Raw genomic sequence first — 12,642 nt, forward strand, 5'->3', positions numbered from 1 at the left:
TATGTTCAAGAAACCTTTAATATTTGGTATTGCTGGTACTAGTTTGACTGTGCAAGAAAAGGAATTATTATCAAAAAATTCAATATATGGCTTTATTCTCTTTAAAAGAAATATTGTGGATCGAGAACAGTTACTAAAGTTAGTACAAGATTTAAGAGACTTATATGACTATAATATATTGATTTTTGTCGATCAGGAGGGAGGCAGGGTTGCAAGGTTGAAGCCACCTATCATAGATATAGAATATCCCCCTGCTGGTGATTTCGGTAGAATATATGATCAAGAAGGTGCAGAGAATGCATATTTAAAAGTTTTTGCAAATTATTCAAGCCTGATGAAGAGTTTAAAAGAATATAGAATAGACTCGCCATGTTGTCCAGTTGCTGATTTGCGTTACCCTTATACTGATAATGCTATTGGAGATCGTAGCTTTGGAGATTCTGTAGTAAAAGTAGTTGGCTTATGTGCAAAAACAATAGAGGCGATAGAAGAGCAGGGAGGCATTGCCATTATTAAGCATATACCAGGGCATGGTCGAGCTACGTGTGATAGTCATTATAAGTTGCCGCGTGTTACCAGTTCGCTTGCTGAATTAAATAATACAGATTTTGAAGTGTTTAGACAACTATCTAAAAATGCTAAGGCAGGATGGGCTATGACATCTCACATTGTATTTGAGGCTTTAGATACCAATCTACCAGTAACTTTATCGCCCACTGCTATAAAGTTCATTAGAAATGACATTGGTTTTAAAGGTATGTTAGTTTCAGATGATATTTGTATGCTTGCTCTGCATGGTGAAATTGGAGCTAAATACTCAATAGTTAAAAAACCTCTGACGATTTTTGAAAAGCAGGATTCTACGACTACGATAAGTAATCAAGATTTAGAAAAATTTATTGAATACGGAATTATTAAAGACAAATCCGACCAAACCGGACTAAAAAAATATTTAGTAGAAGAATTCCCAAAACTGAAGGCAGAATTTGTTACAAGTATAGTTGAAGTTGCTAGACAAACTATTGTAGCTGGTTGTGACTTAGTATTACATTGTAGTGGTGATATACAAGAAATGACTGCTGTTTGCAGGGCAGTTTAAAAGTCCCAACTAATGATAGAAAAGTTTGTTTTTTAAAATAGACTTCTTTCGAAACTCTACTTTTGCTGGTGATTTTGACAATGATGCGGTACTCGAATCCGTAACGGAGTTATAGTACGCTGCGGTTCGAGGTGAAGCGTCTCCTTCAAATCCCTTGCGCACAAGCGAGTTTCGAAAGAGGTCTAATGCATAAATGTCATTGCGAGAAGCCGCAAAGCGGCGACGTGGCAATCTTGTGAAGGAGACCTTACTTCATGAAGATTGCCACAGCACCTAACGGTGCTTCGCAATGACGATTTTTTAACTTTCAAGAGTTGTTTTTACAACTCTTGAAAAGAGCAAATAGTAGGATACTTTATTTTATAACAGTTACAGCTCTACGGTTCTGTACCCAAGCTGCTTCGTCACAACCCATAACAGCTGGTTTTTCTTTACCGTAAGAGATAGTATCAAGTCTGTTATTATCAATTCCTAGACCAATCAAGTATTTTCGTACAGCTTCTGCTCTTCTTTCACCAAGTGCTAAGTTATACTCTCTTGTGCCTCTTTCATCACAATGTCCTTCAATAGTAGCTTTAGTACAACAATGTTTTTTTAACCAAACGGCTTGTTTATTTAGCTGTTCTTTTGATTTACTTGAAATATCTGATTTATTGAAAGCAAAAAATATCCTATCACCAACATTTCTTTCGAAATCAGCAGCTAAAGAACTTTCCTCGACACTAGGAGTCACCTCCGCTTCTGTCGGTTTCTTTTTAGCACCACACCCAGAAAGCACAAATAGTGCTAAAAAAGCTATTGCAGTTTTTTGTATTAGCATAACAAACTCCTTAATTTAAATAAAGCTATTGATTATATTTGCTTAACAGAAAAAATTGTTAAACATCCTACCTGTGTATTATATATTATCATACTGTTACTTAAAAGCCTAAAATAGTTTTAGCATTAAACTCTTGGATAAATGTGGTAAAAATATCGTATATAGCCGACGTTTAATAATTCAGAACTTAGATAACAACTCCCTTATCATATCTTGTAACTTTCCTACTTTACTTACATCCGTGCCACCAGCCTGGGCTATATTCGCCTGACCACCACCGCCGCTACCGCCAAGGAATACAGACACTTCTTTAGCTAAGTTACCTGCATGTACCTTATTGCTAATTTCTTTACTAACCGCAATAGTAATAGATAATTTACCCTGCAAATCAGGCATACCTATATATACAATCACTAGATTATCTGACTTATCAACTATTCGCTGGGCAGATAAGCGTAATACTTTAGTATCCAAGTTATGTACTAGTTTATAGATAAATTGTATACTCAAATGATTTGAAGAATTGGCTCCGCAAAACTTCGGGGCATTCGCGTGCTCACGTACTTCATGTACGCTCCGCTCGCTCACCCCTTGTTTTACGTTCCAATTCTCCAAATCATTTGAGTATATATCGGAGATACTGACTGATTCTTTAGCAATTTGCTCAATATTCAAATCAAGCATAGAGACCTGAGTAGCTACTAACTTATCTTCTAATTGTTTTTTACTGGCAATCAGGTTATTTACTTTATCAGTAATTTCATTCTTACCTATTTTTAAGGTTGAAGACAAGTCATCAATTATAGTATCGTTTTGTCTAATTAATTTTAAGGCAAATTCACCACAAACAGCTTCTATCCTTCGAACGCCAGCTGCAACGCTACTTTCGCTAATAATTTTAAATATTCCAATATCACCAGTTCTACTAACATGCGTGCCACCACATAACTCAAGCGAGTTGCCCATTGCCACCACTCTTACTTCAGAATCGTATTTTTCACCAAATAAAGCCATAGCACCTGCCTTAATAGCTTCATCTGTTGACATTAATGTTGTGGTAACCTTAAAATTATCAGTGATAATTTGATTTACCTTATCTTCTATCAATATAACTTCTTGTTTTGTTAGTGGTGTCATATGGCTAATATCAAAACGCAGACGATCATGTGCTACGAGCGATCCTTTTTGTGTTACATGTTTGCCCAGCACTTCATGTAATACTGTATGTAATATATGAGTTGCAGAATGATGAATTCTTAAATTTTTACGGTACTTGACATCAATAGCAAAATCAGCACTATCTCCTGTTTGGATAGCTCCTTCCTGTAAAACACATATATGAGCAATTATTGAACCAAGATATTTTAAAGTATCTATTACTCTAATTTTGCTGCCTGTTGATTTGATAAAGCCTATATCTCCCATCTGTCCACCAGATTCTCCATAAAAAGGAGTTTGATTACTAATTAGAATAAATTGCTCTTCGCTAGTTTCTATACTGTTGACTAACTTATTATCTTTAATTAGAGCTAATATCTTACCTTCTGCCTTATCCAAAGAGTAACCCAAAAATTCAGTACTACCAAATTCGCCTTTAATATCAAACCATATTTGGTCAATTTGTGACTCATTTGAACCTAACCAAGCTTTTCTTGCCCTTTCTTTTTGCTCTTGCATCTTATTATTAAAGCTATCAAGATCAACTGATATCTGTTTACCTTTTAATATGTCTTCAGTTAAATCGAGAGGAAAACCATATGTATCATATAATTTAAAGGCTATCTCTCCTGAAAGTTCTGAATTTTTACTAAGATGCTGTGTTTCATCATCAAGCAGTTTCAGACCTCGTTCAAGAGTTGCTTTAAATCTTAATTCTTCCTGTTCCAAGATACTACGGGTAAAAGCCTCAGCCCTCTTTAGTTCAGGATAAGTTGCACCCATAAGATCTACTAATTTTGCTAGCAATCGGTACATTAAAGGTTCACTGCTACCAAGTATATGGGCATGCCTCATACTTCGACGCATAATACGCCTAAGTACATATCCTCTGCCTTCATTTGACGGCATGACACCATCACTAATTAGAAAGGCACAAGCTCGTAAATGATCAGCAATAACCCGGTAAGAAAATTTTGCTTCCCCTTCTACTTTAACTTTTACTATACTTTCCGTATAAGCAATTATTTCCTTAAATAAATCTATGTCATAATTATCATATACATTTTGCAATACAGCACTAATACGTTCTAGTCCCATGCCGGTATCAACGGATTGTTTAGGTAAGGCAATCCTAGTATTGCTATCCAATTGTTCAAATTGCATAAAGACCATATTCCAAATCTCAATATAGCGATCGCCATCTTGATCTTTTGTACCAGGTAAGCCACCTGGTATCTTCTCTCCATGATCATAGAAAATTTCTGAACATGGTCCACAAGGTCCGGTATCTCCCATTGACCAAAAATTATCATTGGTTGCTATTTTAATAATTCGGTCATCACTTAAATTAGCAATCTTTTTCCAATAGCTTGCTGCTTCTTCATCAGTATGATAAACAGTTACATATAATTTTTCTTTGGCGATAGCAAATTCCTTGGTTAAGAGATTCCACGCGTAATATATTGCTTGTTCTTTAAAATAATCACCAAAAGAAAAATTACCTAACATTTCAAAGAACGTATGATGTCGTGCAGTATAACCAACATTTTCAAGATCATTATGCTTACCACCAGCCCGTAGTGATTTCTGACTAGTAGTGGCTCTTTGATAGTTTCTAGTTTCCTGACCGGTAAAAACATTTTTAAATTGTACCATCCCGGAATTAACAAACATTAAACTAGGATCATTATGAGGAATTAGGGAACTAGCTGGAACGTGTATATGATTATTGGCAACAAAATAACTTATAAATTTACTTCTAATTTCTTCAGTGGTAAGTTTAGTCATTAGTAATAATCCTTAAAAATTAGACATACTGTAATTGCGTATTAAGCCTTTCTATGACTTCCAATAAACTTTCTTCTGAGCCAGTTATAGATATTCTTATATGATTCTCTCCGGCTTTACCAAAGGCTGTCCCAGGGACAACCGCAACACGAGTTTTATCTAAAATAAAATTAGCAACAGATTCACTTACAGAATTATTCTGATAGCTATTAGGGATTTTTTTGTATAAGGTACTAATGTTAGGAAATAAATACATACCTGAATTTGGAGCTTTATCAAGCTCAAAACCATCAATTTTTTGCAGTGAAGAGAAAAAGCGAGTTAGTTTTTTCTCTAACAGTGATACATTACTTTTGGTCGTATTTATGACCTCTTGATCATTCATTACCTCAGCTAGTGCTGTTTGTATCAATGTGTTGACAGCCAAACAATTATAAGTATGAGCCTTTAGTGCTTGTGCAGTAAACTTCTCTGATGCAACTAGCCATCCTACTCTCCAACCAGTAATGCCTAGTCTTTTTGAAAAGCTGTTTACAATAATTAAATTATGCATGTTATCACAAAATTTAATTATTGGTATATGAGATTGTCCTGTAAAGATAAAATCATCAAAAACTTCATCTTGCATAAGATAAATATTTTTTTCTACTATAATTTGGTACAATTTTTTTAATGTTTCTAAAGTATAAACTGTACCCGTTGGATTACACGGAGTATTAATGATGATTAATTTGGTTTTAGGAGTTATGCACTTTAAAATATCGTCAACATCTAATTCAAATCTATTAAGATGTGAAGTAACACTTCTTACAGGTAAACGTCCTAATGAAATAACAATAGGTTCATAAAGCATATAACATGGATCAGGAATTATTACCTCATCTCCTATGTTAGTTGCAGTAAAGATTGTTAACCAAATAGCTTCAGCACAACCGTTAGTAACAAGTATTTGGTTATTTGGTTGCAGCTTAATGTTGTATTTTATCTTGTATCTTTCTGCAATAGCGGTACGTAAAGGGTAAAATCCTCTTGAATCTGCATATTTATTAAGGGTACTATCATTGCTTTCTATTGTAGCCTTTAAACTATTCAAAAGTTTTTCAGGAAGGTTGAAATTTGGATTGCCTACTGTCATATTGATATAACTCTCCTTGCCCCCAATTTTATCTGATATGTCTTTAGAAGGATGGGGGTGAATTATATTCAACAATTTATTCATACTAAACTCTCTTTATTAAATTCACCTCTTCAATTGATTATACTGACTCTACATTACTTGCAAATCAAGAGTTATTAAAACTTAGCAATCTCAAATTTGGGGTATAATTTAGGCTCTTAATATTGTAAAATTCTTGAAGATAGCAGTATTATAGAGAATTTGGGGTGTGGTGTCTACTGCAATAACAACTTTTTTAGTATATAACCGCCATGGTAGTTTAAACATTATGAAGAGAAGAAAAGATGTCATTACCGTGTAAGCGGGAATGACATTGATTTTATCCCATTACTGCAACTAACCTGTCCATGGTTATAGTTTAATGCATATCAAGATGTTCTCCTGCTGCGTTAACGTCATCATTTGTGTGGAAATTTTGCATTTTTAGATTAAGTTCATTCATTACTAGCTTTGGTAGCTGTGATCCACTTTGGTGAGAATTGATTCTATCACTTAGATACTTCACTGTGTGTTGTTCTTCGCTAGTTGATCTACTAAGATCAGATGCATAATCAGAATCATTTTCAAATGTAGACAATAAGTTATTCAATTCATTTACAACTGTAGGTATAGTTGTATACTTATTGTCTAAATTCAGTTCGTCTATTATACGATAAGATACGTCGCTCATATTAAGTATTTGTTTAATAGATACATTTGGATCATTAATGGCATGAATCAAATCTAGACATTTTTTTACTTGTTCTAATGCTTGTTTTTTTGTAGCTAATTTTGTGCATAATTCGTTTAGTTTGAGTTTTTGAGACTTTAGGTCTATATGTGGTATTTCTTTTTCATCTTTAGCATAACTCTTTTTTAACTTTGGGAATTGTGTAGTCAATATCTTTTCAGCGTCTATACTAGTTTTACCAGTAAGTTTCTCTTGTATTGCACTAGGTAAACCTATTATTTTGTATATAGCTTTAATGTTTTTTGCTTGCACAGCTTTAAGTATCACCAAAGCATTCTCTACATCCTGTTTTGTAAACCAATAATTTTGTTGTTTAGACATAATAATATAATCCTCAATTAGTTCAACATATTACTAATAATTGATTTTGTAATACTACAAAATATACTATTCTTACCTAATATAGCTGTATCTATATTTTGTATGCTCATTTTTCAATTATTAAGATCATTAGAATTTTATTAGGTTATCGTCCTTTATAATTCGTTATAATAACCTAACTCAAGGAGAGTATATTTATTATTTAAGAATGTTCAACAAAATATTACAAAAACAAAAATTTATTTTAAAATAATAGTAATTTAAGGTTTTGCACCTAATATCATTCACATAGCCATTATCCGTTTGAAACGGATAATATTATAATTATTCAATAGGATTTAGTATTTTTTATAGATAAATCATAAAAAAATACCAAATCCGCTTAGTGGAAAGATAATTGCTGTTATAATAGTCTATGTTTAAATATTTAAGTCTAAGTATTAGTTACATGATTAACATACCCAAACTACCTAAACTACAAGTTTTACTAAAAAAACTACATAAATTGGTTGTATATTTTTTATATAAAAGAAATATTATTATTTTAATAGGCGATAAAGGTACATTTCTTTGTGCTTTAATACACGATAAAGTTGTGGATACTTTATTTGTTCCTGCTGAAAACCAAGATAATTTAGACTCCTATAAAGAATTTTTTGGTAAATTCAAAAACTATTACGTTTTCTTCTTATTAAACGGTTCTGCATGTGAAGTACGCCATGATATAGTACCTGTACTACATTCAATAGTAAAAACCAATCCTGTAGAAAAGTTTATAGAGGAGTATTTTTCTATAGATGATATAGTTGCTTACAATGTCTATAACATCAATACCAAATATAGTGAGGTGTGGAATACCTTGCTGGTATCTACTCCTTATACCCCACCTTTAAGTAAGTTACTTGAGAATCTTTTGGCAAGTAAGAGGCAAAAGTTTGGTGGGATTTATTTTTTAGCTTTGGAATGGAAACCAATTATAGATAAAATTGTAAAAAATGTTGAAAATAATAAGTATAGTGAATATTTACAAATTTTTGTATGTATTTTAAGTACAAACGGTATTAAACTTGTTGTTAAACATCAAGGTAATATAATCTCAATTCAAACATTTGATTATCCAGCTGATAAGTCAGACTTATATATTCAAGGTATAATTGAACAAGAAGTGGAAGATTGTTTGATATCTTGTAAAAGCTATATTGATAGTTTAACCCTTAAAGTTTGTATAATTCTTATAGTAGACCAAAGTCTAAAGTTGTTATTAGAACAATCCAGTTTTGGTGAACATCCAGTAATATGTAAGTCTAGCAGTGCATTATGTGATAATAGCAAATTTTCAGATGCAATGGTTGTCAAGTTATTTAATGAACAAAAAAGCTTTCTAGCCTCTAACAAATATTTAGAATCCATAGCTAAACTCAACATTATCAGTTCTTTAATTTTCAAACCATTTATCACTATAATAATAGTATTGATATTTGCTGCATGTGCTATCAAAATTAAAACCGTAGCAAATTACAGAAAATTGGATCTTTTAAATTCACACTATTTTAGTGCTGAACAAGATTATTATAATGTTAAGCAAGCCTATCCATATATTCAAAATACCACTAATTTAGCTGATTTATACGTATTTGAAGCATTATTGCAAATCCCCGTACCAACGCCATTTGACCCGTTAGAAAAGTTTTTAACAACTTTACCACCTAATCTGCACCTAGAGGAGATTAAATGGCAAAGGTCGGATCTAGATAATACGTTATTATCATCTAATCAGTATATAAAAATCGAGATATTATTAAAATTTATCGTTAGTGATATACTAGTTGAAGATGCTACTCAGCTCTTAAAACAAGAAATTGCAAATTTTAGTAAAATATTTAGCAATATGGATATTAATTTTACGATATTTACTGATCAAATATTAGAGTTACCTAATAGAGTAGTAATACCTGCTGAGGTTATTATTACTAAGAAAAAAGGATAAGAGATGCTTAAAAATTTTATTGTTCATCTAAAAAATGTTATATTCTTTAAGTTTATTATGTGTTGTCTGTGTATTTCTACTATTTTATGGTTGCTGCAAAGTATTAATAAAGATTATATGGAATCAATTGCCAAGAATCAAAATATAGAAGAATCTCTAGCTCAAGAAACGTTAAAGTTGTATTCTATAATAAATTCCAAACATAAAATACTAGAAACTTATGCAAGATATTCAAAACTATTATCTATTTCTGCTAGACAAAATTGTTTAGAACGAGCAAGGTTAATAACAACAATTGATAGTTTCTCAAAAAAATACAACTTAAATGAGCCTATTACTATATCAATTAAACAAGAATTCTTAAGTGGTATTAACCCAATGGTGGGAACAAAGCAGGATACTATAAGGATAAAGAATTATGATGTTTACATAAGATTTGCCACTAAAGATTTTGCAACTTTCTTGACAATTATAAGAGAAATCTACTCTTGTATGCCGGAGAATACTATTGTACTATCTATATACATAAAGAAAGAAGATGTATTAGAACCTAAGGTTGTTTATAAACTATCAACAGAAAGAACACCTGATATGATATTTACAAAACTTAACATGCGTATAAGAGAAATAACGGCAAATAAGTAATTGTAATCTCAAGTAGTTATCGTATATTGTTTATAACAAAATTATTAATAAATCTTAGAGAAGTATATGAATATTGTTGTAAAAAAGTTAGTAAGAGTTATCATTATTTTAAATATTATTTTTATTGCAGAAGTGACGATGGCTAGTAACTCCTCATCAAAAGAAACAAAAGATTATATCGCTACTAGTCAATATTACCATAAATTGATATCCAGTAACGATATGGCAGAGCTTAATATGTTTTTAAGTTTATTACCCAAAGGAGGGGAGCTTCATCATCATTTTAGTGGAGCTATATATGCCGAAAATTATTTAGATATAATTAATAAGGCTGGTTTTTGTATAGATAAAAATAGCTATCACGCACAAAAAAATAAACCAAATAAACTAAATAAAACATGCCTTAGTATTACTGCTCTCCAAGATAATTATGATCTATATACCGCTCTTTTAAGTCGCTGGTCATATGGTAGATTCTTTTACGATCATAACTGTACTCAAGAAGATGGATTAAAACATTTCTTTAATGTTTTTGGATATGTAGGTCCAATAGAAGCAGTTGATGTCAAAAGTAGTTTGACCTTATTAAAGGTAAGAGCTAAATCAGAAAATATCCAATATATTGAAACTATATTGTTCTTAGCCCCAATTAGTGACAATCCTGCACTTGATAAGGTTAATCAACTAACAAGTAATACAGATGATGCCACTATCAATAGTGTTTTAAGTCAGGCTGTTGATGTTTTAGATAAAGATAGCATTATACAAAATGAAATCGCGCAAAATTTACGTGAAATCGTATCTAACTCCCAAGATATTGATGATGATGATTTTAGTATGCGATTTCAACCATATGTAGTACGTTTCAACAACCCATCGCTGATATTTTCTGGATTATATTCAGCGTTTTTAATGGTCAAAAATAATAGCAAATTTGTTGGAGTTAACATTGTTGGTAATGAGGCTCATCCTATTGCTTTACGTGATTATAAGTTGCATATGAAAATGTTTCGTTTCTTAAAACAAAGATTTCCTAATGTAAAATTGTCGCTGCACGCGGGAGAGCTTACTTTAGGTCAAGTTACTCCTGAAGAATTGAGTTATCATATTAATGATGCGGTTAATGTGGCAGAGGCAAACCGTATAGGACATGGTGTCGATATTATGCACGAATCTAACCCCTACCAATTAATAAGTACATTATTAAACAAAAATATACTTGTAGAAATTAATTTGACTAGTAATGAAGCGTTACTAGGAGTACAAGGTGATGATCATCCAGTGAGACTTTATATGCGGTATGGAGTACCAATTGCAATTTCTACTGATGAGCCAGGGGTGTCACGTAATAATTTAACAGATGAATATTTAAAATTTGTCACTCGCTATAAACCATCTTATGATAAGCTAAAAGAAATAGTGTCTAATAGTATTAAATATTCTTTCTTAACAGAAGACGAAAAAACTAAGCAAATTGACTTGCTAAATAAAAAATTTATTTCTTTTGAGGATACGATAGCTTCATTTGTAAAAAAACACTCTCATGTTAAAAAATAAAGAGCCAAAGACTAATGAACATCTTTAGCAGTATAAACATTTCTATATGTAAAAAAAGAATAAGTGAAGAGTTATTTAATAATATAACAAAACATGCATGTTTAACACTTGCTAATATAATAGCTATTGATTACGAAATTAGACTTAAATCAACACCTGAGATTGATGTCCATATAAGTAATTGTATTGGTAAATTAAGAATTTTTCTCGGTCAGAAAGTTATTACGGATGATAGTTTTTCAACAGTTTTAATGTTATTTTCGGTAGCAATCTCTCCTGATGAATATCAAGATGGAGATAATATTCTAAACAAATCAGAAGATATAATAATTGATACACTAATAAGTACAAATTTTGGTAAGGCAAATTCTGAAGAGAGAAAAGTAATAAAACAAGTGTTAAAAGATTTACTGGCAGCAAGGAATAGTTATGAATTAACAAATTTTATACAGCTTGAACCAGAAATATTTTGTACAACGGTAATGCATGCGGTAAAAAAATATCAAAACCCAAAGGAAGTCAGCACTAATGCTAGATTAGAAATTAATAGAATAGTAAATGTTGCAGTAAAACATAATAAGAAAATTGAAATATTTAAACAAGCAACTAGTAAAATTATAACTGCTATTTCTGTTCTAGCAGTTGGGGCTATCAGTGTTGCAACAGCTGGTGCCACATTTGCTTTTATGGTAGTACCAGCTTCTATTCTAGCAATAGAATATGCTCCCAAAATCGGCGAAAAAATTGGCGGGGTAATTCTGAGTCAGGATAAATCCATGAGTGTGCAAGAAGGAAAAATTACCGCTCTAAAAACTAATTTATGGAAAAATAATAAGGAATTCTTGTCTCAACAGCGAGTAGTAGAGCATAATGTATCCATGCAAAAATTAGATAGTCAAATAAAGTCGGTAGTCAATCTAAAATCTAACAAATTAAATATAATAAAAGATCAGGTATCGGTTAACTTACCTAGTAAAAAGTCTTTACAAAATAACAAAAATAGCAAATCTTCAGGACAAATTAAACAAAGGTAACAATATGCTAGTAACTTGGATTCTCCTTATATTTGCAGGATTATTTGAGGTAGGTTTCTCTATATCGCTGAAGTTGTCAGAGGGTTTTACCAAAGTAAAACCCATTATAGCTTTTATTATTTTTTCTATATTGAGTTTTGTTTGTCTAAGTAAAACTCTAGATAAGCTTCCTCTTGGTACTGCTTATCTTATATGGACTGGTATCGGAGCTGTAGGAACAGTAATAGCAGGGATGGTGTGTTTTAACGAGCCATACTCTGCCATGCGAGTTTTCTTTATTACGACTATGATAATTTCTATGATAGGGCTTAAGTTGTCTTAAACTT

At 31.8% G+C, this 12,642-nt stretch carries 11 protein-coding genes and 1 pseudogene; 6 read left to right on the forward strand and 6 right to left on the reverse strand.

The window, feature by feature from the left end; translation table 11 throughout:
• Position 1 precedes the first annotated feature (1 nt).
• Complete coding sequence (locus AAGD26_RS02685; protein WP_341752121.1) at positions 2-1,099, forward strand: glycoside hydrolase family 3 N-terminal domain-containing protein; 1,098 nt, start codon at positions 2-4, stop codon at positions 1,097-1,099.
• A gap of 9 nt (positions 1,100-1,108) precedes the next feature.
• Here AAGD26_RS02685 and AAGD26_RS02690 read toward each other — a convergent pair whose 3' ends face one another.
• From AAGD26_RS02690 to AAGD26_RS02710, 6 genes and pseudogenes are all read right to left on the reverse strand, one after another.
• Positions 1,109-1,261, reverse strand: coding sequence for a palindromic element RPE1 domain-containing protein (locus AAGD26_RS02690; protein WP_341752122.1), 153 nt, complete (start codon positions 1,259-1,261; stop codon positions 1,109-1,111).
• A 193-nt stretch (positions 1,262-1,454) separates the two neighbouring features.
• Positions 1,455-1,919, reverse strand: a complete 465-nt coding sequence (gene pal, locus AAGD26_RS02695) for a peptidoglycan-associated lipoprotein Pal (protein WP_341752123.1) — start codon at positions 1,917-1,919, stop codon at positions 1,455-1,457.
• Between the two features lie 180 nt (positions 1,920-2,099).
• Positions 2,100-2,507 carry a DHHA1 domain-containing protein gene (locus AAGD26_RS07285; protein ID WP_410520634.1) on the reverse strand — a complete coding sequence of 136 codons (408 nt, stop codon included), beginning with the start codon at positions 2,505-2,507 and terminating at the stop codon, positions 2,100-2,102.
• Between the two features lie 45 nt (positions 2,508-2,552).
• A pseudogene (gene alaS, locus AAGD26_RS02700) lies at positions 2,553-4,865 on the reverse strand (alanine--tRNA ligase); the annotation flags it as partial.
• Between the two features lie 19 nt (positions 4,866-4,884).
• A complete protein-coding gene (locus AAGD26_RS02705; protein WP_341752125.1) occupies positions 4,885-6,084 on the reverse strand; it encodes a pyridoxal phosphate-dependent aminotransferase in 1,200 nt (399 codons plus the stop codon).
• 316 nt (positions 6,085-6,400) lie between these two features.
• Positions 6,401-7,093, reverse strand: coding sequence for a hypothetical protein (locus AAGD26_RS02710; RefSeq protein WP_341752126.1), 693 nt, complete (start codon positions 7,091-7,093; stop codon positions 6,401-6,403).
• Positions 7,094-7,508: 415 nt separating this feature from the next.
• On the opposite strand from AAGD26_RS02710, the gene AAGD26_RS02715 reads away from it, so the two are divergent.
• The 5 genes from AAGD26_RS02715 (at position 7,509) to AAGD26_RS02735 (ending at position 12,638) form a co-directional block, all read left to right on the forward strand.
• A complete protein-coding gene (locus tag AAGD26_RS02715; protein WP_341752127.1) occupies positions 7,509-9,080 on the forward strand; it encodes a hypothetical protein in 1,572 nt (523 codons plus the stop codon).
• Between the two features lie 3 nt (positions 9,081-9,083).
• On the forward strand, positions 9,084-9,725 hold the full coding sequence (locus tag AAGD26_RS02720) for a hypothetical protein (RefSeq protein ID WP_341752128.1): 642 nt from the start codon (positions 9,084-9,086) through the stop codon (positions 9,723-9,725).
• Between the two features lie 66 nt (positions 9,726-9,791).
• Positions 9,792-11,282 (forward strand): hypothetical protein, encoded by a 1,491-nt coding sequence (locus AAGD26_RS02725; RefSeq protein ID WP_341752129.1) that lies wholly within the window; start codon positions 9,792-9,794, stop codon positions 11,280-11,282.
• A 14-nt stretch (positions 11,283-11,296) separates the two neighbouring features.
• A complete protein-coding gene (locus AAGD26_RS02730; RefSeq protein ID WP_341752130.1) occupies positions 11,297-12,316 on the forward strand; it encodes an RP853 family protein in 1,020 nt (339 codons plus the stop codon).
• 4 nt (positions 12,317-12,320) lie between these two features.
• Positions 12,321-12,638 carry a DMT family transporter gene (locus AAGD26_RS02735; RefSeq protein WP_341752131.1) on the forward strand — a complete coding sequence of 106 codons (318 nt, stop codon included), beginning with the start codon at positions 12,321-12,323 and terminating at the stop codon, positions 12,636-12,638.
• Positions 12,639-12,642 lie beyond the last annotated feature (4 nt).

Origin of the sequence: Candidatus Tisiphia endosymbiont of Piscicola geometra (genome assembly GCF_964026415.1) — a bacterium.
In the GTDB taxonomy this organism is placed as follows: Bacteria; Pseudomonadota; Alphaproteobacteria; order Rickettsiales; family Rickettsiaceae; genus Tisiphia.

Bases quoted from the DNA above. Each gene is read 5' to 3' on its own strand.
- AAGD26_RS02685 (WP_341752121.1), top strand. From the start codon at position 2: ATGTTCAAGAAACCTTTAATATTTGGTATTGCTGGTACTAGTTTGACT.
- pal (WP_341752123.1), bottom strand. From the start codon at position 1,919: ATGCTAATACAAAAAACTGCAATAGCTTTTTTAGCACTATTTGTGCTT.
- AAGD26_RS02705 (WP_341752125.1), bottom strand. From the start codon at position 6,084: ATGAATAAATTGTTGAATATAATTCACCCCCATCCTTCTAAAGACATA.
- AAGD26_RS02710 (WP_341752126.1), bottom strand. From the start codon at position 7,093: ATGTCTAAACAACAAAATTATTGGTTTACAAAACAGGATGTAGAGAAT.
- AAGD26_RS02715 (WP_341752127.1), top strand. From the start codon at position 7,509: ATGTTTAAATATTTAAGTCTAAGTATTAGTTACATGATTAACATACCC.
- AAGD26_RS02720 (WP_341752128.1), top strand. From the start codon at position 9,084: ATGCTTAAAAATTTTATTGTTCATCTAAAAAATGTTATATTCTTTAAG.
- AAGD26_RS02725 (WP_341752129.1), top strand. From the start codon at position 9,792: ATGAATATTGTTGTAAAAAAGTTAGTAAGAGTTATCATTATTTTAAAT.
- AAGD26_RS02730 (WP_341752130.1), top strand. From the start codon at position 11,297: ATGAACATCTTTAGCAGTATAAACATTTCTATATGTAAAAAAAGAATA.
- AAGD26_RS02735 (WP_341752131.1), top strand. From the start codon at position 12,321: ATGCTAGTAACTTGGATTCTCCTTATATTTGCAGGATTATTTGAGGTA.